Genomic DNA, 21,654 nt, shown 5'->3' with positions numbered 1-21,654 from the left:
AATTCCGGCGTCCGGGGCCGCCCGCGGCTCAAAGTGCCCAAGGTCCCAGCCGTTCCAAAGCCCGGCCGTTCCATAGCCCGGCCATTCAAAGTCCCAGCCGCGCCAGTGCTTTGCCCCCGTCCAGCTCGCAGGTCCCGTCCCCGGCCGCCGTCCAGGCGGCGGCGCACAGCGCCCGCAGCCCGTCGAGCGCCTCGCCTTCACCCTCCAGCTCCAGCCGGTCATCGCCGGCCGTGGCGGTCCAACCCCCGCAGCGGAACCGCTCCCCCACCTCGACAACCTCGGGCTGCCCTGTCAACAGCCCCCGCAAATCGGCGTCCACGTACGTCGGCCGGTGCTTCGGCGAGGCGGCAAGGAGCTGCGCGCCGTCCGTCACCCCGGTCAGCACCAGCAGGGAATCCACCTGGCCGTTGAACGCCCCCTCGATATCCGTGTCCAGCCGGTCCCCGACCACCAGCGGCCGCACCGCACCCGTCCGCAGAATCGTCTCCCGATGCATCGGCGGCAGCGGCTTCCCCGCCACCTGCGGCTCGCCGCCCGTCGCGATGCGTACGACCTCCACGGCCGCCCCATTGCCCGGAGCGATCCCCCGCGCACTGGGAATCGTCAGATCGGTGTTGGAGGCGAACCACGGCACCCCGCGCGCGATGGCGTAACAGGCCTCCGCGAAACGCCCCCAGGGCAGCTCCGGCCCGCCGTACCCCTGCACGACCGCCACCGGCTCGTCCTCGGCCGACTCGACCGGCACAAGCCCACGCTCCCGCAGCGCGACCCGCAGCCCGTCCCCGCCGATCACCAACACCCGAGCCCCTGCAGGCACTTGCTCGCTGATCAGCCGGGCCACGGCCTGCGCCGAGGTGATGACGTCCGACTCCTCGGCCGGTATCCCCAGCTCCGTAAGATGCGCGGCCACCGCGTCGGGCGTCCGCAGCGCGTTGTTCGTGACGTACGCGAGATGCATCCCGCCCGCACGAGCGGTGCCGAGCGACTCGACGGCGTACGTGATCGCCTCCCCGCCCGCGTACACCACCCCGTCCAGGTCGAGCAGCGCCGTGTCGTACGCCTCGCTCAGGGGCCGGTCACTCCCCTCGGGCCGCGTCCTCACGGTCTGGCTCATTTCGCATCGCTCCTCGTTCGATCCCATTGCCCCGATCATCGCGCATGCCACTGACACTCTTACGATGCACCAATGAACACTGCAGGTCCCGCGGACGTAACGGCACCCATGGGCCTTGATCTCACCCCGTTCCGGGGCCTGCGCTACGACCCCGACCGGGTCGGCAGCCTCTCCGCCGTAACCTCCCCGCCGTACGACGTGGTCGTACGCCCCGATGGACTGCACCACCTCGAATCGTCCGACCCGCACAACATCGTCCGCCTGATCCTCCCCCAGGCCGCCACGCCCGCCGCCCGCAACAAGAAGGCGGCGGACACCCTCCAACGCTGGCTCGCCGAGGGCGTCCTGACCGCCGACTCCGAACCGGGCCTGTACGTCTACGAACAGCGCGCCGGCGACGGCATGCTCCAGCGCGGCCTCATAGGCGCCCTGCGCCTGTCGGAGCCGTCGGAGGGCGTGGTCCTGCCGCACGAGGACGTCATGCCGCACATCGTCGAGGACCGCGCGGACCTGATGCGCGCCACATCCGCGAACCTCGAACCCCTCCTCCTGACCTACCGCGGCAACGACTCCGCCGACGCCACCGCCGTCATCGAACGCACCGCCCAGAATCCGCCGATCCTGGCCACGACCACGGAGGACGGTTTCAGCCACCGCCTCTGGTCGGTGACCGACCCCGAGGACCTGACCGCGATCCAGAAGGACCTGGCCCGCCACCAGGCCCTCATCGCGGACGGCCACCACCGCTGGGCCACGTATCTGCGGCTGCGCGCCGAACACCCCTCCGCCAGCCCCTGGGACTTCGGCTTGGTGCTCCTGGTCGACACCGCGCGCTACCCGCTCCGCGTCCGCGCGATCCACCGCCTCCTGCACCACCTCCCCGTCGCAGAGGCCCTGTCCGCCCTCGGCGACTCCTTCCGCGTACGCACCGTCCAAGGCCCCCTGCCCCAAGCCCTGGAGGCCCTCTCCGTAGCGGCCGCCGAGGGAAATGCCTTCCTCCTTGCGGGCGATGGCGCCTTCCACCTGGTCGATCGCCCCTCCCCGGACCTCCTCGCCCGTACGATCCCGGCCGACCGTCCGGAGGCCTGGCGCACCCTCGACGCGACGGTCCTGCACGCCACACTCCTCGACCACATCTGGCGCATCCCGGACGTCCCCGAGCACATCGCGTACATCCACGACACCGCCGCCACGGTCGCCAAGGCCGAGCGCGACGGCACCACGGCCGTCCTGATGCACCCGGTCCGCGAGGAGGTCGTACGCGAACTGGCGGGCCTGGGCGTCACGATGCCCCGCAAGTCGACGTCGTTCGGCCCGAAGCCGGCCTCGGGCCTGGTACTGCGCGCGCTGGAGCGCTGAAACACGTATGGGCGGGTCCCCGTAGGGATCCCGCCCATATGCGCGTACGCCTCTGGTGCCGGCGTCAGTCGTCCAGGTCATCCCTGTCGTCTGGTGTGTCCTTGTCGTCTTCAGCGTCCTTGTCCGCGGCGTCGTTCACGAGCGGCTCAGGCGCCGGCGCGTCGAAGGACCCTGCCGCTTGCTCCACGGCCTCGTCCTCGGGACCGTCGGCGCTCTCGTCGAGGGCGTCCTCGTCCAGGACATCGACGAACTCGACGCCGTCCATCTCGGCGAGCCGGTCCGAGGCGTCCGTGGTGCCGTCCTTGTCGGACTCGACGGCCTTCGCGAACCACTCGCGCGCCTCGTCCTCACGCCCCGCCTCGAGCAGCGCGTCGGCGTACGCATAGCGCAGCCGCGCCGTCCAGGGCTGAACCGAATTCGAGGCCAGCTCGGGGCTCTGCAGCGTCACGATGGCCGCATCGATCTGCCCCATGTCGCGCCGCGCCCCGGCCGCCACGAGCCGCATCTCGACCTGCCCCGCCTTGTCGAGCTTGTGCACCTCGGGCGCCCCGGCCATCTCCATGGCCTTCTCGGGCCGTCCCAGACCCCGCTCGCAGTCCGCCATGACGGGCCACAGGTCCACGTTCCCGGTCATCCGCCGCGCGGCCCGGAACTCGGCAAGCGCCTCGCTGTACTTCTGGTTCGCATACGCCGCGAAGCCGGCCGCCTCGCGCACGGCGGCCACACGCGACGCCAGCCGCAACGCGACCCTGGAGTAGCCGTACGCTCCCTCTGGGTCCTCGTCGATAAGCCTGGCCACCATCACCAGGTTCTTGGCGACATCCTCGGCAAGCCCCTTCGGCAGGCTCTGCAGCTCCTGCCGTACGTCCTTGTCGATCTCCTCGCCGGTGACGTCCTCGGGGATCGGCAGCCGCTTGATCGGCTCACGATCCCGCTCCCGCTCCTCACGGAAACGCCCGCCACCACGCCGGTCGTCGCTGCCCCGCCGGTCATCCCGCCCGCGGAAACCACCGGGCCGCCCACGCTCGTCCTCGCGCCGCGGCCCACGCCCACCACGCTCGTCCTCACGCCGCGGCCCACGCCCACCACGCTCGTCCCGCCCACGCTCGTCCCGCCCACGGAAGCCACCCCGGCTGTCGTCCCGCCGGAATCCACCGCGATCCCCGCGCTCACTGTCACGCCGGTCGTCACGTCGCCCATAGCTGCCGCGCTCCCCCTGCCGCTGCTCATCACGCCGGAAGCCACCGCGATCGTCGCTTCGCCGGTCATCCCGCCGGGGAGCACCACGCTCACCGCCCGGCCGGTCATCGCGCCGCTCGTCGCGACGGAAAGCCGGACGGTCCTCCGACCGCCGGAACCCACCACGGTCACGATCATCGCTCCGCCGCTCGTCGCGACGGAAACCTCCGCCACGGTTCTCATCCCGACGGAAACCACCGCGCTCGCCACGGTCCTCACCACGGCGATCATCCCGCCGGAAGGCCGGCCGGTCCCCGCCACCACGACTGTCGTCCCGACGGAACCCACCACGGTCGCCACCACCACGACTGTCATCGCGACGGAACCCACCACGGTCACCGCCGCTACGACTGTCGTCCCGACGGAAACCACCGCGATCTCCGCCACTACGACCTTCATCGCGGCGGTATCCACCGCGGTCGCCGTCCCTGCGGTCGTCACGACGGAGTCCTCCGCGCTCATCATCGCGACGGTCGTCCCGACGGTACGGTGGCCGATCGCCGTCACGCCGAGGCTCACCACGGTTGTCATCCCGCCGGAACCCACCGCGATCGCGGTCACCGCCACCACGACTGTCGTCACGACGGTCATCGCGCCGCGGCCCACCGGGACGTTCGTCACGACGGAACGCCGGACGGTCGCCACGATCACGATCGTCACGCCCCCGGAAGCCGCCACCGCCACGGTTGTCGTCACGGCGGAAGCCACCGCGATCGCCGCGGTCATCACCCCGGCGGTCGTCACGGCGGAAGGCCGGCCGGTCACCGCCACCGCTGCTGCTGTCACGCCGATACGTCGGCCGGTCGCCCTCACGCCGAGGACCACCACGACCGTCGTCCCCACGGGAACCACCACGGTCACCGCCACCACGGCGGTCGTCACGACGGTCATCGCGTCGGCCGTAGCCACCACGGTCGTTGTCGCGTCGCGGCCCCCCGCGGAAGCCGCCGCGGTCACCACTGTCCCGGCGGCGCTGATCGCGCTCCGGTCGCTCGTCGGGAGAGTTGGTGGACATGGTGACTCCTGTCTTAAGTACCGCAAGTCATTCTCGCGCAGCCGAGTACCCCGCGCGCTTCGGAAAAACAAAAAAGGACCTTTGGTCCCAGCAAGTCGCTGGGACCAAAGGTCCTCCAAAGATTGTTCGGCGGTGTCCTACTCTCCCACAGGGTCCCCCCTGCAGTACCATCGGCGCTGTAAGGCTTAGCTTCCGGGTTCGGAATGTAACCGGGCGTTTCCCTCACGCTATGACCACCGAAACCCTAATGGTTTCGAGCGAACAAGCACACTCTTCAGTTAAATGTTCTGCTCAAAGCCGACAACGGTTCGTTGTCTCAGAACCAACACAGTGGACGCGAGCATCTGAGGACAAGCCCTCGGCCTATTAGTACCAGTCACCTCCAGCGGTTACCCGCCTTCCAGATCTGGCCTATCAACCCAGTAGTCTCCTGGGAGCCTTAACCCCTCATGGGGGTGGGAGTCCTCATCTCGAAGCAGGCTTCCCGCTTAGATGCTTTCAGCGGTTATCCCTCCCGAACGTAGCCAACCAGCCATGCCCTTGGCAGAACAACTGGCACACCAGAGGTTCGTCCGTCCCGGTCCTCTCGTACTAGGGACAGCCCTTCTCAAGACTCCTACGCGCACAGCGGATAGGGACCGAACTGTCTCACGACGTTCTAAACCCAGCTCGCGTACCGCTTTAATGGGCGAACAGCCCAACCCTTGGGACCGACTCCAGCCCCAGGATGCGACGAGCCGACATCGAGGTGCCAAACCATCCCGTCGATATGGACTCTTGGGGAAGATCAGCCTGTTATCCCCGGGGTACCTTTTATCCGTTGAGCGACGGCGCTTCCACAAGCCACCGCCGGATCACTAGTCCCGACTTTCGTCCCTGCTCGACCCGTCGGTCTCACAGTCAAGCTCCCTTGTGCACTTACACTCACCACCTGATTGCCAACCAGGCTGAGGGAACCTTTGGGCGCCTCCGTTACTCTTTAGGAGGCAACCGCCCCAGTTAAACTACCCATCAGACACTGTCCCCGATCCGGATCACGGACCCGGGTTAGACATCCAGCACGACCAGACTGGTATTTCAACGACGACTCCCCCCGCACTGGCGTGCGAAGTTCACAGTCTCCCAGCTATCCTACACAAGCCGAACCGAACACCAATATCAAACTGTAGTAAAGGTCCCGGGGTCTTTCCGTCCTGCTGCGCGAAACGAGCATCTTTACTCGTAGTGCAATTTCACCGGGCCTATGGTTGAGACAGTCGAGAAGTCGTTACGCCATTCGTGCAGGTCGGAACTTACCCGACAAGGAATTTCGCTACCTTAGGATGGTTATAGTTACCACCGCCGTTTACTGGCGCTTAAGTTCTCAGCTTCGCCTAGTCGAAACTAGACTAACCGGTCCCCTTAACGTTCCAGCACCGGGCAGGCGTCAGTCCGTATACCTCGCCTTACGGCTTCGCACGGACCTGTGTTTTTAGTAAACAGTCGCTTCTCGCTGGTCTCTGCGGCCACCCCCAGCTCACCGTGTAAAACGGATCACCAAGAATGGCCCCCCTTCTCCCGAAGTTACGGGGGCATTTTGCCGAGTTCCTTAACCATAGTTCACCCGAACGCCTCGGTATTCTCTACCTGACCACCTGAGTCGGTTTAGGGTACGGGCCGCCATAAAACTCGCTAGAGGCTTTTCTCGACAGCATAGGATCATCCACTTCACCACAATCGGCTCGGCATCAGGTCTCACCCTTGGTGAACGACGGATTTGCCTATCGTTCGGGCTACACCCTTACCCCGGGACAACCACCGCCCGGGCTGGACTACCTTCCTGCGTCACCCCATCACTCACCTACTACCAGATCGGGTCACCGGCTCCACCACTCCCCTCAACTCCGAAGAGATCAGGGCGGCTTCACGGGCTTAGCATCACTGGATTCGATGTTTGACGCTTCACAGCGGGTACCGGAATATCAACCGGTTCTCCATCGACTACGCCTGTCGGCCTCGCCTTAGGTCCCGACTTACCCTGGGCAGATCAGCTTGACCCAGGAACCCTTAGTCAATCGGCGCACACGTTTCCCACGTGTGAATCGCTACTCATGCCTGCATTCTCACTCGTGAACCGTCCACAACTCGCTTCCGCGGCTGCTTCACCCGGCACACGACGCTCCCCTACCCATCACGATCCCCGTTAGAGGTATATATCGCAATGACACGACTTCGGCGGTACGCTTGAGCCCCGCTACATTGTCGGCGCGGAATCACTTGACCAGTGAGCTATTACGCACTCTTTCAAGGATGGCTGCTTCTAAGCCAACCTCCTGGTTGTCTCTGCGACTCCACATCCTTTCCCACTTAGCGTACGCTTAGGGGCCTTAGTCGATGCTCTGGGCTGTTTCCCTCTCGACCATGGAGCTTATCCCCCACAGTCTCACTGCCGCGCTCTCACTTACCGGCATTCGGAGTTTGGCTAAGGTCAGTAACCCGGTAGGGCCCATCGCCTATCCAGTGCTCTACCTCCGGCAAGAAACACACGACGCTGCACCTAAATGCATTTCGGGGAGAACCAGCTATCACGGAGTTTGATTGGCCTTTCACCCCTAACCACAGGTCATCCCCCAGGTTTTCAACCCTGGTGGGTTCGGCCCTCCACACGGTCTTACCCGCGCTTCAGCCTGCCCATGGCTAGATCACTCCGCTTCGGGTCTTGAGCGCGCTACTGAATCGCCCTGTTCGGACTCGCTTTCGCTACGGCTCCCCCACACGGGTTAACCTCGCAACACACCGCAAACTCGCAGGCTCATTCTTCAAAAGGCACGCAGTCACGACACACCAAGCAAGCTTGATGTGCGACGCTCCCACGGCTTGTAGGCACACGGTTTCAGGTACTATTTCACTCCCCTCCCGGGGTACTTTTCACCATTCCCTCACGGTACTATCCGCTATCGGTCACCAGGGAATATTTAGGCTTAGCGGGTGGTCCCGCCAGATTCACACGGGATTTCTCGGGCCCCGTGCTACTTGGGTGTCTCTCAAACGAGTCGCTGACGTTTCGACTACGGGGGTCTTACCCTCTACGCCGGACCTTTCGCATGTCCTTCGCCTACATCAACGATTTCTGACTCGTCTCACGGCCGGCAGACCGTGAAAGAGAGATCCCACAACCCCGTACACGCAACCCCTGCCGGGTCTCACACGTATACGGTTTAGCCTCATCCGGTTTCGCTCGCCACTACTCCCGGAATCACGGTTGTTTTCTCTTCCTGCGGGTACTGAGATGTTTCACTTCCCCGCGTTCCCTCCACACCGCCTATGTGTTCAGCAGTGGGTGACAGCCCATGACGACTGCCGGGTTTCCCCATTCGGAAACCCCCGGATCACAGCCTGGTTGACGGCTCCCCGGGGACTATCGCGGCCTCCCACGTCCTTCATCGGTTCCTGGTACCAAGGCATCCACCGTGCGCCCTTAAAAACTTGGCCACAGATACTCGCGTCCACTGTGCAGTTCTCAAACAACGACCAACCACCCACCACCCCGAACCATCCGGTTCGAGTTCACTGGGGCCGGCACCGAAGACACCAGGCTCATCACCCGTGCCCTCAGACACCCAACAGCGTGCCCGACCAGGTCCCGTCCGAAGATCATGCGTTCCACGCTCCGAAGAGCAGTACTGGCAGCCTCCGACCCGTGACCAGGCCGATTAATCAACGTTCCACCCATGAGCTGACCACCGCAGGACGTGTGCCTGCGTAGTGGCTCTGGACCACCAAGCAAGGCTTGGCGGCCAGGTGCTCCTTAGAAAGGAGGTGATCCAGCCGCACCTTCCGGTACGGCTACCTTGTTACGACTTCGTCCCAATCGCCAGTCCCACCTTCGACCGCTCCCTCCAGACAAGCTGGTTGGGCCACGGGCTTCGGGTGTTACCGACTTTCGTGACGTGACGGGCGGTGTGTACAAGGCCCGGGAACGTATTCACCGCAGCACTGCTGATCTGCGATTACTAGCAACTCCGACTTCATGGGGTCGAGTTGCAGACCCCAATCCGAACTGAGACCGGCTTTTTGAGATTCGCTCCACCTTGCGGTATCGCAGCTCATTGTACCGGCCATTGTAGCACGTGTGCAGCCCAAGACATAAGGGGCATGATGACTTGACGTCGTCCCCACCTTCCTCCGAGTTGACCCCGGCGGTCTCCCGTGAGTCCCCAACCCTCCGAAGAGGTTGCTGGCAACACGGGACAAGGGTTGCGCTCGTTGCGGGACTTAACCCAACATCTCACGACACGAGCTGACGACAGCCATGCACCACCTGTACACCGACCACAAGGGGGGCACCATCTCTGATGCTTTCCGGCGTATGTCAAGCCTTGGTAAGGTTCTTCGCGTTGCGTCGAATTAAGCCACATGCTCCGCTGCTTGTGCGGGCCCCCGTCAATTCCTTTGAGTTTTAGCCTTGCGGCCGTACTCCCCAGGCGGGGCACTTAATGCGTTAGCTGCGGCACGGACAACGTGGAATGTTGCCCACACCTAGTGCCCACCGTTTACGGCGTGGACTACCAGGGTATCTAATCCTGTTCGCTCCCCACGCTTTCGCTCCTCAGCGTCAGTATCGGCCCAGAGATCCGCCTTCGCCACCGGTGTTCCTCCTGATATCTGCGCATTTCACCGCTACACCAGGAATTCCGATCTCCCCTACCGAACTCTAGCCTGCCCGTATCGACTGCAGACCCGGGGTTAAGCCCCGGGCTTTCACAACCGACGCGACAAGCCGCCTACGAGCTCTTTACGCCCAATAATTCCGGACAACGCTTGCGCCCTACGTATTACCGCGGCTGCTGGCACGTAGTTAGCCGGCGCTTCTTCTGCAGGTACCGTCACTTGCGCTTCTTCCCTGCTGAAAGGGGTTTACAACCCGAAGGCCGTCATCCCCCACGCGGCGTCGCTGCATCAGGCTTGCGCCCATTGTGCAATATTCCCCACTGCTGCCTCCCGTAGGAGTCTGGGCCGTGTCTCAGTCCCAGTGTGGCCGGTCGCCCTCTCAGGCCGGCTACCCGTCGTCGCCTTGGTGAGCCATTACCTCACCAACAAGCTGATAGGCCGCGGGCTCATCCTTCACCGCCGGAGCTTTTAACCTCCACTCAGGAGAGTGGAAGTGTTATCCGGTATTAGACCCCGTTTCCAGGGCTTGTCCCAGAGTGAAGGGCAGATTGCCCACGTGTTACTCACCCGTTCGCCACTAATCCCCACCGAAGTGGTTCATCGTTCGACTTGCATGTGTTAAGCACGCCGCCAGCGTTCGTCCTGAGCCAGGATCAAACTCTCCGTGAATGCTTCACCCGGATATCCGGGGTGACACCACGAGAGCGGAACCCTCCGCGGAATGAACGGAAGGGTTCACAGCGTCCTCGCTGTGTTTTCTTCAAAGGAACCTCGTTCCCGACCGAATGGCCGGAGACGGGGTATCAACATATCTGGCGTTGATTTTTGGCACGCTGTTGAGTTCTCAAGGAACGGACGCTTCCTTTGTACTCACCCTCGCGGGCTTTCCTCCGGGCTTCCCTTCGGTGTTTCCAACGTTACCAGATCCTTTCGGATCCGATTCCCCGTCGGAGGGGATTTGCCATTAGGCTCCAAGGTCTCCCTCGCGGCCTTTCGACATTCACTACGTTAACCGATCCTCCCCGGCAACTCATAATCGAGTCCCGCGAGTTCGAATTACGGCACACAGGCGTGACGAAATCGCCCTCGCTGAGAGGAGATCGTAGGTAGTGGGTTGGCCGCTTCCGGCTGCTGGCTGAACGCCGTACCCGGTTCAAGCGGCTCGGGCTACATTACGGACCGCCCACGAACGCGTCAAGTTCGGCGACGACGGGGCGTATGGGCCCGGTAAGGGCTCACCGTCGGGTCGTCGGCGACCCAGAAGCGCCAGGGGTGGACGCCTCCGTCGCCGGCCACGCCGGTGCGGGGACCGTTACGCACCTGGTCGGGGCGTACGGGTATGCCGGTGAGCAGCGTCAACGGGGAGCCCTCGGGGGCGCAGGCGTCCGTACCGTCCAGGGCTCTGTCGACCCCCAGAGCCGTGGCCAGGCGGGCGGGGCCTTTGGCCAGTTCCTTGTCGTATCGGGCCGAAAGTCGACGTTTGCGAGCGAGTTCTACACCCTCGGTGATCTCTCCGGCGCGGAGCAGGACTGCGCTTGCCCTGCCCTCCGGACCGCACACCAGGTTCATGCAGTGCCACATGCCATAGGTGAAGTAGACGTACACATGGCCGGGCGGACCGAACATCACGTCGTTGCGGGCGGTGCGGCCCCGATACGCATGCGAGCCGGGGTCGTTGGGACCGTCGTAGGCCTCGACCTCCGTGAGGCGGAGCGCGATCGGTCCGTCTGGGGTGGTGCGCACGAGGATGCGTCCCAGGAGGTCGGGGGCGACGTCCAGGACGGGGCGGTCGAAGAACTCCCGGGGCAGGGGCGTACGGTCGGGGGCCGCGATCATGGCGTACGAGCGTAGTGGAAACGTGTGACGGTGAGCGGGGTGGTCAGGGAACTGCCGTCTTGCCAGGGTGGGGCTTGCCAGGGTGAGAGGGTGCGGAACCGGACACGGCCGGATCGCGTGTGTAGGGATCAAGAACCGGACAGAGACAGGCGTTGCCTGAGGAGGAAAAGACATGGGGTTCAAGCGGCTGCTTGCGAGCCTTGGGGCCGGTGGGGCTTCGGTCGAGACGGTACTGACCGAGGTGAATGTCGTTCCCGGTGGCGTCGTTCAGGGTGAGGTGCGGATCCAGGGCGGGTCCGTGAAGCAGGAGATCGAGGGGCTTTCCGTCGGGCTGCAGGCCCGGGTCGAAGTAGAGGGTCACGACGACCAGGAGCACCAGCAGAACATGGAGTTCGCGAAGCTGCGGCTCGGCGGTGCCTTCGAGTTGCAGGCGAACGCGGTGCACGCGGTGCCGTTCGGGCTGGAGATCCCGTGGGAGACGCCGATCACGATCATTGACGGTCAGCCGCTGCGCGGGATGAACATCGGTGTGTACACGGAGCTCGAGATCGCGCGTGCCGTGGACTCCGGTGACCTGGACCCGATCAGTGTGCATCCGCTGCCGGCTCAGCAGGCGATTCTGGACGCCTTCATTCAGCTGGGCTTCCGGTTCAAGAGCGCGGACATGGAGCGCGGTCACATCCGGGGTACGCGGCAGAAGCTGCCGTTCTACCAGGAGATCGAGTTCTTCCCGCCGCAGCAGTACCGCGGTCTCAACCAGGTCGAGTTGAGCTTCGTCGCGGATCAGCGCGAGATGGACGTCGTCCTGGAGATGGACAAGAAGCCGGGTCTGTTCAGTGAGAGCAGCGACACGTTCCGGTCGTTCAAGGTGGGGCTGAACGACTTCCAGGGGACCGACTGGGCGGCGTACCTCAACCAGTGGCTGTCCGAGGTCGGCTCGAAGCGCAACTGGTTCTAGGGCCTAGGCTCGGGATCAACTGAAGGAACCGATCAGGAGGTGCCGAGGTGACCGAGTCCAAGAGGCCGCCGCTTCCCCATGACTTCCATCCGACCGTGCCGTCGTTCGCGGTGACGAGCGAGGACGTCGAGCCGGGCGCGGTGCTGAAGGACGCTCAGGTCTACGCGGCCGGGAACACCTCGCCGCAGCTGCGCTGGGAGGGCTTCCCGCCGGAGACCAAGAGCTTCGCCGTGACGTGCTTCGACCCCGATGCCCCTACGGGGAGCGGGTTCTGGCACTGGGTCCTGTTCGACATCCCGGCCTCGGTCACCGAGTTGCCGGCGGGTGCGGGCAGCGGCAAGTTCGAGGGGTTGCCGGAGGGCGCGGTGCAGGCGCGTAACGACTACGGGACGAAGGACTTCGGTGGTGCCGCGCCGCCGCCCGGAGACCCGGCGCACCGTTACGTATTCACCGTGTACGCGGTGGATCAGGAGAAGCTCGGTCCTGACGCGGAAGCCACTCCGGCTTTCGTGGGCTTCAACTTGCGTTTCCATACGCTGGCGAGGGCGCAGCTCATCGCCGAGTACGCGGCGCCCGCGGAGAGCTGAGCGTTCACGGAACGTTTGCCCGCCTCTGGTCTTGGAATTGATCAGAGGCGGGCATTTTTTATTGCGTTGTCCATCTCGGCGTGCCCGGCCAGAGTTGATCCAAGCCCGCCAGGGGGTGGGCCGGTGCACATAGGAGGTGGGCTGGATGCGGGACACGCTGGTGCTGAACGCGAGCTTCGAGCCGCTGTCGACGGTGACGTTGAATCGAGCCGTCGTTCTGGTGCTGCAGGACAAGGCTGTCGTCGAGCAGGCCCACCCCGAACTGCGTATGCGCGGAGCCGTGGTCGATATACCGGCGCCCCGGGTGATCAGGCTGTGCCGCTATGTGAGGGTGCCCTTTCGAAGACAAGCTCCTTGGTCCAGGCGGGGTGTTCTGGTGCGTGACCGGCACAGGTGCGCGTACTGCGGCAGGCGGGCGACGACCGTGGACCATGTGGTGCCGCGGGCACAGGGTGGTAGGGACTCCTGGCTGAACACCGTGGCTTCCTGTGCGGAGGACAACCACCGCAAGGCGAACCGGACTCCGGAGCAGGCGGGTATGCCGCTGCTGCGGGAGCCGTTCGAGCCGACGCCGGCCGACGCGATGCTGCTGGCACTGGGCCGGGACGAGTTCGACGCGCTGCCGGAGTGGCTGGCTCAGCCCGCCGCATAGGTCGTACGTGACTGGGGCCCGCCTCCTGTGGGAGGTGGGCCCCTTCAGCTGCGTACGACTTGGTGCGACTTCAGTCGGTGACCGTTGGCTTCTCGAGGCGCTCTGTGCCTCCGCCGGACGAATTGCCGCCCATCGGGCCGAAGTTGCCCATGGCGCCGCTCAAGCCCTTGAGTGCGTCGCCGATTTCGCTGGGGACGATCCAGAGCTTGTTGGCGTCGCCCTCGGCGATCTTCGGGAGCATCTGGAGGTACTGGTAGGCGAGGAGCTTCTGGTCCGCGTCGCCGGCGTGGATGGACTCGAAGACCGTACGGATCGCCTGGGCCTCGCCCTCGGCGCGCAGTGCGGCGGCCCTGGCCTCACCTTCGGCGCGCAGGATCGCGGACTGCTTCTCACCTTCGGCGGTGAGGATGGCGGACTGGCGGATACCTTCGGCGGTGAGGATCGCGGCGCGCTTGTCGCGGTCGGCGCGCATCTGCTTCTCCATCGAGTCCTGGATGGAGGTGGGCGGTTCGATGGCCTTGAGCTCGACGCGGTTGACGCGGATGCCCCACTTGCCGGTTGCCTCGTCGAGGACGCCGCGCAGCGCCGCGTTGATCTCCTCGCGGGAGGTCAGGGTCCGCTCCAGGTCCATGCCGCCGATGATGTTGCGGAGGGTGGTGACGGTGAGCTGCTCGATCGCCTGGATATAGCTGGCGACTTCGTACGTGGCGGCTCGGGCGTCGGTGACCTGGTAGTAGATGACCGTGTCGATGTTGACGACCAGGTTGTCCTGGGTGATCACCGGTTGCGGCGGGAAGGGGACGACCTGTTCACGGAGGTCGATGCGGTTGCGGATCGAGTCGATGAACGGGACGACGATGTTCAGGCCCGCGTTGAGTGTGCGCGTGTAGCGGCCGAAGCGCTCGACGATGGCGGCGCTGGCCTGTGGGATGACTTGGATGGTTTTGATCAGCGCGATGAAGACCAACACCACCAGAATGATCAGGACGATGATGATCGGTTCCATCGTGGCTCCCCGTACCCTTCTCCGCCTCGGCGTTCCGGAAGATCTTGTGATTGTTGAAGATCTTGCTGGACGAGTGTGTCAGACCACAACTCTCCACGTGCAGCGTTCCGGCCATGCGACCCCGCGTGACGTCACATGACGATCGCCGTGGCACCTTCGATGTCCACGACATCGACCTCCTGGCCGACTTCGTAGGCCCGTCCGGTGTCGAGGGCACGCGCGGACCAGACTTCTCCGCCGAGCTTGACCCGCCCTCCTGAGCTGTCGACCCGCTCCAGGACGACGGCCTGTTTGCCCTTCAACGCGTCTATGCCCGTGGCGAGTTGGGGCATCTGGGCGCGATGTCGGGCCGCGATGGGGCGTACGACGGCGATGAGCGCGACCGAGACCGCGATGAAGACCAGGACCTGGAGGACCACACCGCCCCCGAGTCCCGCGGTCAGGGCGCCCGCCACGGCGCCGACGGCGAGCATTCCGAACTCCGGCATCGCGGTCACGACGAGCGGGATTCCTAGCCCGGCCGCGCCGATCAACCACCACACCCATGCGTCGATGTCGTCCACGTGGTCATGGTAGGACCGCAGGTCGGGTCGCCGACAGGGCGCCGATCAACTTGGCACAGGCGTTCGAGCCCGTTACGACAGGGGCAGGCCCTGTGCCGTCCAGCGGTCGCCGACCTGCTCGACGACGAGTGGGAGGCCGAAGCACAACGACAGGTTGCGGGAGGTGAGTTCGAGCTCCAGCGGGCCCGCGGCGAGCACCTTGCCCTGACGGATCATCAGGACGTGGGTGAAGCCCGGGGCGATCTCCTCGACATGGTGCGTAACCATGATCATGGAGGGGGCGATCGGGTCGCGGGCGAGACGACCGAGACGGCGTACGAGGTCCTCGCGGCCGCCGAGGTCGAGGCCCGCGGCGGGCTCGTCGAGGAGCAGCAGTTCGGGGTCGGTCATCAGGGCGCGGGCGATCAGGGTGCGCTTGCGCTCGCCCTCGGAGAGCGTGCCGAACTTGCGGTCCACGTATTCGGTCATGCCGAGGCGGTCGAGGAAGGCGCGGGCGCGCTGTTCGTCGATGTCCTCGTAGTCCTCGTGCCAGCCGGCGGTCATGCCGTACGCGGCGGTCAGTACGGTCTGCAGGACCGTCTGGCGCTTGGGAAGCTTCTCCGCCATGGCGATGCCGGCCATGCCGATGCGGGGGCGCAGTTCGAAGACGTCGACCTTGCCGAGGGTGTCGCCGAGGATGGTCGCGGTGCCACTGCTGGGGAAGAGATAGCTGGACGCGATGTTCAGAAGGGTCGTTTTTCCGGCACCATTCGGACCGAGGATGACCCAGCGCTCTCCTTCTTTGACCGACCAGGAGACCTGGTCCACCAGAGCCCGGCCCTCCCGGACCACGGATACGTCCTCCAGCTCCAGAACATCGCTCATGAGCGCGCTGTCTCCCATTGCAGTCTCGGCCGTCGCTTACGTCTGTGGACGCAGCCCCCAGGGAAAACCTACGCCACCGGTCCATGGCACCCTTCCATCGGCCGGTCCTTAGGGTGGGGGCATGCTCTCGGAACCACGTTCAGGACGGCTGGCCGCATGGGGAAATGCCCTGTTGGCCGGATTTGTTTCGCCGGACGACGCGGTCGTCGCCGTCGTCGGTGAGGATGCCGTGCACCGGGTCGAGGGGCTCCCCGGGGAGACGGGGCCCGTCGGGCTCACGCTTGCGTTGGGGCGGCTGCGTGGGCTCGGGGTGACCGGGCTTCGGGTCGCGCTGCCCGCGCCGGGGCATCCGCTCGGGCTGAGCGGGCCGCCGGAGTTCAACGCGCGGGCGTTGGACGCGGAGGAGGCGGTCGTCTGTCATGGCGCCGCGCTGGGGCTGGTGCCCGAGGTGTTCGAGGCGGGTCCTGAAGGCGACGTACATGTGGAGGTCATCTGGCACTGTCTGGCGGTGCGGGAGGCGCCGCCCGCCGATGTGCCGTCTCTCGGTGAGGCCGAGCGGGAGTTGGCGGAGGCGTTGCGCGACGCCACGGACGTGCTGGCGCGGCTTGATGTGGCCGCTTCGGGGCCGGTTGCGGAGGCGGCGATCGATGCGTATCGGGCTCGCGCCGAGCGGGGTGGTGAGGTGCTGGCTCCTGGGTATCCGCCGCGGGCGGTACGGGTGTTGGAGCTGGCGCAGCGGGTGGGGATGCTCATTTCGGTGGCGTATGAGAACGGCCACGGTGGGGCGGTGAGTGCCTCGGAGATGGCGGCTCGGGCTGATGCGTTGCGGCCGGTGGAGCGGACGGCTCGGCGGGCGCAGGTTGCGGCTTATAACGCGTTCGTTGAGGAACGTTTGCGGTAGCGCTCCGCTGGTGGTGCGGGTTGAAGCTGCGGGTTCGTTGGGACTTGTCGCGCCCACGCGGCGGAGCCGCACACCGATACAGGCTCGCGCCCCTGGGATGGCTGGGGTGCGTTCGACGCCGCGGGTCCGTCGTGGTTGATCGCGCAGTTCCCCGCGCCCCTGGGATGGCTGGGGTGCGTTCGACGCCGCGGGTTCGTCGTGGTTGATCGCGCAGTTCCCCGCGCCCCTGGGATGGCTGGTCGCGCCCCAAGCCCGACAGGCCGGAGGTCAACGCGGACCGGCCCCCCAGGAGCGCCTGGGAGGCCGGTGGTCGCTGGTGGCCCTGGTGGGTGTCAGCCGTTGAAGCCGTCGTTGGCGAAGGCCGGGTTCAGGACGCCTACGACGTTCGCGGTGTTGCCGACCACGTTCGAGTCGACGTCTACCGGGGCCTGGATGAGGTTGCCCGAGGCGATGCCCGGCGAGCCGACGGCCTGGCCGGAGGCGTGCGCGTCGGTGGCGGACGCGAAGCCGGCACCGGCGGCAACCAGGCCACCGGCCATCATCGTGACGGCTGCGGCCTTCTTCAGGTTCTTCACTTTTCTCAAGCCCTCCCTTGTGGTCACTGCGGCAGGCGCCGCAGCACGCACTGGAGAACGCGTCTGATCGCCGGAGGATGCGCCATCTGGGGGACATTCCCACGACGGTATGAATCTCTGCCCGGAACGGAACCCTCCATATTGTCGTCAGGGAATCGTCAAGTAAGCGTGCCGGAGCGGGAATCAGCCGGTCACCCCATGGCGTACGGCCCACAGGGCGGCCTGGGTGCGGTCGGCGAGGTCGAGCTTCATCAAGATGTTCGAGACGTGTGTCTTGACCGTCTTCTCGGAGAGGACGAGGGCGCGGGCTATCTCGCGGTTGGAGCGGCCGTCGGCGATCAGGCCGAGTACCTCCTGCTCCCGCTCGGTGAGTGAACCGCCTCTCCCCTGGCCGAAGTTGGAGTCCTCCTGGGACAGCAGCGCCTCGGCCACCTCGGGTTGCAGAAGGATGTGTCCCGCATGGACGGAGCGGATGGCTCCGGCCAGGGCGTCGGGGTCCACGTCCTTGTAGACATATCCGGCGGCGCCCGCGCGCAGGGCCGGAACGACCGTGCGCTGCTCGGTGAAGCTGGTGACGATGAGCACGCGCGCGGGGTTGTCGAGTTCGCGCAGCCTGCGCAGGGCGGCGACGCCGTCCATGCCGGGCATCTTGACGTCCATGAGGACGATGTCGGGCTTCAACTCCTCGGCCCGGGCCACTCCTTCTTCGCCGTCGGACGCCTCTCCCACGACCTCGATGTCGTCCTGTATCTCCAGGAAGGTGCGCAGTCCGCGGCGTACCACTTGGTGGTCGTCGACGAGCAGCACCTTGATTGCGTCAGCCACCGGGGACCTCCATCTCGATCGTGGTGCCTTTTCCGGGCGCCGATTCCACGGTCAGCCGGCCGCCGACTCCGCTCGCTCTGTCGCGCATGGACACCAGGCCGAGGTGGCGTCCCGCGCGTCGTATCGCCTGGGGGTCGAATCCGCTGCCGTCGTCGGTGACGCGGAGGGCCGCTCCCGGGCCGCGCTTGTCGAGGGTGACGTCGACATGTGCCGCTCCGGAGTGCCGCAGCGCGTTGTGCAGGGCCTCCTGGGCGACGCGCAGGATGGCCTCCTCCTGGGCGGAGGGCAGGGCGCGTACGCCTCGGCCGGTGAAGGTCACGCGTGCGGCGTGGGCACGGTCGAGGACCTGGATCTGGGTGCGCAGCGTGGCCGCCAGGCCGTCCTCGTCGAGGGCCGCGGGGCGCAACTCGATGACGGCGGCGCGCAGTTCGTCGGCGGCCTCCGCGGCGAGGGCGGCCACCTGCTGGAGTTCGCCCTTGGCCCTGCCGGGGTCGCGGTCGACGAGGGTGGCCGCGGCCTGGGCGGTGAGGCGCAGGGAGAACAGTTTCTGGCTGACGGCGTCGTGCAGTTCGTGCGCGAGGCGGGAGCGCTCCTCGGCGATGGTGAGTTCGCGGCTGCGCTCGTACAGGCGGGCGTTGGTCAGCGCGATCGCGGCGTGCTGGGCGAGGATCGACAGGAGTTCCTCGTCCTCCTCGGTGAAGCCGCAGCCCCCTTGTGGTTTCGGGCACTCCTTGTTGGCGAGGAAGAGGATGCCGATGACCTCGTCGCCGTCGCGGATGGGCAGCCCGAGGAAGTCGGCGAGCTCCGGGTGGGCGCTCGGCCAGCCCTCGAAGCGGGGGTCCTTGCGCACATCGGCGAGGCGCTCGGGCCTGGCCTCGTGGAGCATCGAGGCCAGGATGCCGTGCTGGCGCGGCAGCGGGCCGATGGCCTTCCACTGGGCGTCGCTGACGCCGTCCACCACGAACTGAGCGAAACCACCGTGGTCGTCGGGGACTCCGAGCGCCGCGTACTCGGCGTCGAGCAGTTCGCGGGCCGAGGCGACGATCGTCTTGAGGACGTCGCGCACCTCGAGATGCCTGCTCATGGCCAGCAGCGCGGAACTCACCGCGGCCAGGCCCGACCTGGGTCCTTGACTCATGACTTCAACGTACCCGCCGGGTGTGACAGTCCGTATCGGACCTGTGGCGGCCCCTGACTAGGGCGGTGGGACTAGGGCGAAGGGCCCCGGATCATTGCGGCTCGCGTCCGAGGCGGCGGGGGCGGTCCCGTTCCTACGTTGAAGGCAGCCGCCGGACGTGGCGGTCATGGGACGAGGGGACGGTTGGCATGCCGGTAGCGATCATCACGGGGGCTTCGAAGGGGCTGGGGCGGGCGCTCGCCGAAGCACTGGCGGAGCGTGGCTGGGATCTGGTGCTCGACGCCAGGACGGCTCAGGTGCTCCAGGAGACGGCCGCGGCGCTCGGCAAGCACGGGACACGGGTGGAGGCGCTGCCCGGGGACGTCACGGTCGCGGAGCACCGTACGACGCTGGTGGCGGCGGCATCGCGGCTCGGCGGTGTCGATCTGCTGGTGAACAATGCGAGCGCGCTCGGCGCCGAGCCGCTCGTACGCCTGGAGGATCTGGCGCTGGACGGGCTGAGGCGGGCGCTGGAGGTCAACGTGGTGGCGGCGCTCGGCCTCATCCAGGAGGCACTGCCGCTGCTGCGGGCCTCGGCGGCGGGCGCGGTCATCGACATCAGCTCGGACGCGGCGGCCGAGGCGTACGAGACCTGGGGCGGCTACGGGGCGTCGAAGTCGGCCCTCGACCATCTCTCGGTGGTGCTCGCCGAGGAGGAGCCCGGGCTGCGGGTCTGGGCGGTCGATCCGGGCGACATGGACACGGATCTGTACGCGGCGGCCGTACCACCGGGCGACGAGGAGGCGCGGCCGGCGCCGTCGAGCGTCGTCCCGGGGTTTCTGCGGCTGCTCGATGAGCGGCCGGCCAGTGGCCGCTATGCGGCGCCCTCCTTGGTGGGGGCGCGATGACGATCGCCGCTGTCCAGGTTCCGGAGGAGTTGCTGGCCCGGGTGCCGGTCGAGCAGCGGGGGCTCGGGCTCGATCGGGACGGGGTGCGGTTGCTTGTCTCGTGCGGGGCTCAGGAGGTGTCCCATCACGCGTTCGCGGAGTTGCCGGAGCTGTTGCGGGCCGGGGATCTGCTGATCGTGAACACGTCGTCGACGCTGGCGGCGGCAGTAGACGGCCGGCTCGGGCACGCGCGCGTGGTGGTGCATTTCTCCACGCTGGGCGAGGACGGGCGGTGGGCCGTTGAGCTGCGGGATCCCGACGGAAAGGGCACCACACGCGCGCGTAAATCAAGCTGGGCGCGAAGCGCTCCTTGCAAGGGTGGTGGCGGGAGACGGGCGGGAGGTCCCGCGGGTACGGAGGTGCGCCTCCCCGAGGACGTACGACTCGTTCTGGAGGAGCCGCTCACCGCGCGGAGCCCCCGGCTGTGGTGGGCGCGGGTGTCGGAACCGGACGTCCCTGGGTTACTGCGGCGGCACGGGAGGCCGATTCGGTACGCGTACACGGAGCGGGACCAGTCCCTGTCGGTGTACCAGACCGTGTTCGCGCTGCCGTCCGCGGACGGTGTGGGCAGTGCGGAGATGCCGAGTGCCGCGCGGCCCTTCACGCCGCGTCTGGTGGCGGAGCTGGTGAGCCGGGGTGTGCAGTTCGCGCCGATCACGCTGCACACCGGAGTGGCGTCGGCAGAGGCGCACGAGCCGCCGTATCCGGAGCGGTTCGCGGTGCCCGAGGCGTCGGCGCGGCTGATCAACGCGGCGAAGGCAAAACAAATAAGGCGCGAAGCGCTTCCTTGGAAGGGTGGTGGTGGGCGACGGGAGGGCGGCAGGGTCATCGCGGTCGGTACGACGGCTGTACGGGCCGTGGAATCCGCGGTCGGCGACGACGGGGTCGTACGAGCAGCGGAGGGCTGGACCGATCTCGTGGTGACCCCGGAGCGCGGGGTGCGGGTGGTCGACGGCCTCCTCACCGGGCTGCACGAACCGGAGGCCTCGCATCTGCTGATGCTGGAGGCGATCGCGGGCTCGGCGGCGATCCGGCGCAGCTACGACGAGGCACTGCGTGGCCGCTATCTGTGGCACGAGTTCGGCGACATGCATCTCGTCCTGCCGTCCGAGAACTCTGACGGGCGTGAGACGTCCGAGAACCCTCACACAGAGCATTGCGTCAGCAACTGCTGGTGAGACCACTGCACGCCCGATGTGAGCCCTCGCATAGGACGCACGTCACGTACGAAGGCCGCTAGGAGGTACAAACACCCCATACGAGCGGGGAAGACGCGCCAGTCTGCCCCGTTTTGCCCTTTAGGGGTCCACTATCCAGGTTCGTACGTCACACCTTTGCCAGAGGATTTTGCGGCCGCTAAGAATGGCTGCCGTCGCTCGACGCCGCGGGTTTCCCCCCGCGGCGTTCTGCCGGAATCAGCAATGTCCCCTCCGGCTCAGAGCGGCC

At 66.3% G+C, this 21,654-nt stretch carries 15 protein-coding genes, 3 rRNA genes and 2 pseudogenes; 7 read left to right on the top strand and 13 right to left on the bottom strand.

The features are described 5' to 3' along the window. Positions 1 to 85: 85 nt before the first annotated feature. Complete coding sequence (locus OHT21_RS36995; protein ID WP_328772624.1) at positions 86 to 1,114, bottom strand: HAD hydrolase-like protein; 1,029 nt, start codon at positions 1,112 to 1,114, stop codon at positions 86 to 88. Positions 1,115 to 1,186: 72 nt separating this feature from the next. On the opposite strand from OHT21_RS36995, the gene OHT21_RS36990 reads away from it, so the two are divergent. Further along, positions 1,187 to 2,473 carry a DUF1015 domain-containing protein gene (locus tag OHT21_RS36990; RefSeq protein WP_328772623.1) on the top strand — a complete coding sequence of 429 codons (1,287 nt, stop codon included), beginning with the start codon at positions 1,187 to 1,189 and terminating at the stop codon, positions 2,471 to 2,473. Between the two features lie 64 nt (positions 2,474 to 2,537). Here OHT21_RS36990 and OHT21_RS36985 read toward each other — a convergent pair whose 3' ends face one another. From OHT21_RS36985 to OHT21_RS36960, 6 genes and pseudogenes are all read right to left on the bottom strand, one after another. Beyond that, a complete protein-coding gene (locus OHT21_RS36985; RefSeq protein WP_328774361.1) occupies positions 2,538 to 3,383 on the bottom strand; it encodes a tetratricopeptide repeat protein in 846 nt (281 codons plus the stop codon). 270 nt (positions 3,384 to 3,653) lie between these two features. Then, positions 3,654 to 4,214 (bottom strand): annotated as a pseudogene (locus OHT21_RS44855) (hypothetical protein); the annotation flags it as partial. Between the two features lie 637 nt (positions 4,215 to 4,851). After that, positions 4,852 to 4,968: ribosomal RNA gene (gene rrf, locus OHT21_RS36975) — 5S ribosomal RNA — on the bottom strand. Between the two features lie 105 nt (positions 4,969 to 5,073). After that, positions 5,074 to 8,198, bottom strand: a 23S ribosomal RNA gene (locus tag OHT21_RS36970). Between the two features lie 320 nt (positions 8,199 to 8,518). Then, positions 8,519 to 10,046: ribosomal RNA gene (locus OHT21_RS36965) — 16S ribosomal RNA — on the bottom strand. The 16S, 23S and 5S rRNA genes sit together here, the layout of an rRNA operon. A gap of 525 nt (positions 10,047 to 10,571) precedes the next feature. After that, positions 10,572 to 11,213 (bottom strand): DNA-3-methyladenine glycosylase, encoded by a 642-nt coding sequence (locus OHT21_RS36960; RefSeq protein ID WP_328772622.1) that lies wholly within the window; start codon positions 11,211 to 11,213, stop codon positions 10,572 to 10,574. Between the two features lie 172 nt (positions 11,214 to 11,385). On the opposite strand from OHT21_RS36960, the gene OHT21_RS36955 reads away from it, so the two are divergent. The 3 genes from OHT21_RS36955 (at position 11,386) to OHT21_RS36945 (ending at position 13,410) form a co-directional block, all read left to right on the top strand. Continuing rightward, the gene (locus OHT21_RS36955) at positions 11,386 to 12,171 is read left to right on the top strand and encodes a sporulation protein (protein WP_328772621.1); all 786 of its coding nucleotides are present in this window, start codon (positions 11,386 to 11,388) and stop codon (positions 12,169 to 12,171) included. A 47-nt stretch (positions 12,172 to 12,218) separates the two neighbouring features. Beyond that, positions 12,219 to 12,758, top strand: coding sequence for a YbhB/YbcL family Raf kinase inhibitor-like protein (locus OHT21_RS36950; protein WP_328772620.1), 540 nt, complete (start codon positions 12,219 to 12,221; stop codon positions 12,756 to 12,758). A gap of 145 nt (positions 12,759 to 12,903) precedes the next feature. After that, positions 12,904 to 13,410, top strand: a complete 507-nt coding sequence (locus tag OHT21_RS36945; protein WP_189324540.1) for an HNH endonuclease — start codon at positions 12,904 to 12,906, stop codon at positions 13,408 to 13,410. A 70-nt stretch (positions 13,411 to 13,480) separates the two neighbouring features. On the opposite strand, the gene OHT21_RS36940 is transcribed toward OHT21_RS36945, so the two are convergent. From OHT21_RS36940 to OHT21_RS36930, 3 genes and pseudogenes are all read right to left on the bottom strand, one after another. Continuing rightward, positions 13,481 to 14,416, bottom strand: coding sequence for an SPFH domain-containing protein (locus OHT21_RS36940; protein WP_189324539.1), 936 nt, complete (start codon positions 14,414 to 14,416; stop codon positions 13,481 to 13,483). A 131-nt stretch (positions 14,417 to 14,547) separates the two neighbouring features. Further along, a complete protein-coding gene (locus OHT21_RS36935; RefSeq protein ID WP_328772619.1) occupies positions 14,548 to 14,979 on the bottom strand; it encodes an NfeD family protein in 432 nt (143 codons plus the stop codon). A gap of 339 nt (positions 14,980 to 15,318) precedes the next feature. Continuing rightward, positions 15,319 to 15,843 (bottom strand): annotated as a pseudogene (locus OHT21_RS36930) (ABC transporter ATP-binding protein); the annotation flags it as partial. A 121-nt stretch (positions 15,844 to 15,964) separates the two neighbouring features. On the opposite strand from OHT21_RS36930, the gene OHT21_RS36925 reads away from it, so the two are divergent. Next, on the top strand, positions 15,965 to 16,744 hold the full coding sequence (locus OHT21_RS36925; protein WP_328772618.1) for a hypothetical protein: 780 nt from the start codon (positions 15,965 to 15,967) through the stop codon (positions 16,742 to 16,744). 332 nt (positions 16,745 to 17,076) lie between these two features. Here OHT21_RS36925 and OHT21_RS36920 read toward each other — a convergent pair whose 3' ends face one another. The 3 genes from OHT21_RS36920 to OHT21_RS36910 all read right to left on the bottom strand — a co-directional run bounded on the left by OHT21_RS36920 (position 17,077) and on the right by OHT21_RS36910 (position 19,282). Beyond that, positions 17,077 to 17,319, bottom strand: a complete 243-nt coding sequence (locus tag OHT21_RS36920; protein ID WP_328772617.1) for a chaplin — start codon at positions 17,317 to 17,319, stop codon at positions 17,077 to 17,079. 183 nt (positions 17,320 to 17,502) lie between these two features. Then, positions 17,503 to 18,144 carry a response regulator transcription factor gene (locus OHT21_RS36915; protein WP_328772616.1) on the bottom strand — a complete coding sequence of 214 codons (642 nt, stop codon included), beginning with the start codon at positions 18,142 to 18,144 and terminating at the stop codon, positions 17,503 to 17,505. Continuing rightward, complete coding sequence (locus OHT21_RS36910) at positions 18,137 to 19,282, bottom strand: GAF domain-containing sensor histidine kinase (RefSeq protein WP_328772615.1); 1,146 nt, start codon at positions 19,280 to 19,282, stop codon at positions 18,137 to 18,139. The genes OHT21_RS36915 and OHT21_RS36910 overlap by 8 nt, the downstream gene beginning before the upstream one ends. 188 nt (positions 19,283 to 19,470) lie before the next feature. Here OHT21_RS36910 and OHT21_RS36905 point away from each other — a divergent pair, with 188 nt between their 5' ends. Both OHT21_RS36905 and OHT21_RS36900 read left to right on the top strand, forming a co-directional pair. Beyond that, positions 19,471 to 20,169, top strand: a complete 699-nt coding sequence (locus OHT21_RS36905; RefSeq protein ID WP_328772614.1) for an SDR family NAD(P)-dependent oxidoreductase — start codon at positions 19,471 to 19,473, stop codon at positions 20,167 to 20,169. After that, positions 20,166 to 21,386, top strand: coding sequence for an S-adenosylmethionine:tRNA ribosyltransferase-isomerase (locus OHT21_RS36900; RefSeq protein WP_328772613.1), 1,221 nt, complete (start codon positions 20,166 to 20,168; stop codon positions 21,384 to 21,386). Before OHT21_RS36905 ends, OHT21_RS36900 begins: the two co-directional genes overlap by 4 nt. Positions 21,387 to 21,654 lie beyond the last annotated feature (268 nt).

The sequence above is a fragment of the Streptomyces sp. NBC_00286 genome (assembly GCF_036173125.1).
GTDB lineage: Bacteria > Actinomycetota > Actinomycetes > Streptomycetales > Streptomycetaceae > Streptomyces.
This window is presented reverse-complemented; position numbering and strand designations above follow the sequence as displayed.

Excerpts from the sequence above, each read along its gene's own strand:
- OHT21_RS36995 (WP_328772624.1), bottom strand. The coding sequence starts at position 1,114 with ATGAGCCAGACCGTGAGGACGCGGCCCGAGGGGAGTGACCGGCCCCTG.
- OHT21_RS36990 (WP_328772623.1), top strand. The coding sequence starts at position 1,187 with ATGAACACTGCAGGTCCCGCGGACGTAACGGCACCCATGGGCCTTGAT.
- OHT21_RS36960 (WP_328772622.1), bottom strand. The coding sequence starts at position 11,213 with ATGATCGCGGCCCCCGACCGTACGCCCCTGCCCCGGGAGTTCTTCGAC.
- OHT21_RS36955 (WP_328772621.1), top strand. The coding sequence starts at position 11,386 with ATGGGGTTCAAGCGGCTGCTTGCGAGCCTTGGGGCCGGTGGGGCTTCG.
- OHT21_RS36945 (WP_189324540.1), top strand. The coding sequence starts at position 12,904 with ATGCGGGACACGCTGGTGCTGAACGCGAGCTTCGAGCCGCTGTCGACG.
- OHT21_RS36940 (WP_189324539.1), bottom strand. The coding sequence starts at position 14,416 with ATGGAACCGATCATCATCGTCCTGATCATTCTGGTGGTGTTGGTCTTC.
- OHT21_RS36925 (WP_328772618.1), top strand. The coding sequence starts at position 15,965 with ATGCTCTCGGAACCACGTTCAGGACGGCTGGCCGCATGGGGAAATGCC.
- OHT21_RS36910 (WP_328772615.1), bottom strand. The coding sequence starts at position 19,282 with ATGAGTCAAGGACCCAGGTCGGGCCTGGCCGCGGTGAGTTCCGCGCTG.
- OHT21_RS36905 (WP_328772614.1), top strand. The coding sequence starts at position 19,471 with ATGCCGGTAGCGATCATCACGGGGGCTTCGAAGGGGCTGGGGCGGGCG.
- OHT21_RS36900 (WP_328772613.1), top strand. The coding sequence starts at position 20,166 with ATGACGATCGCCGCTGTCCAGGTTCCGGAGGAGTTGCTGGCCCGGGTG.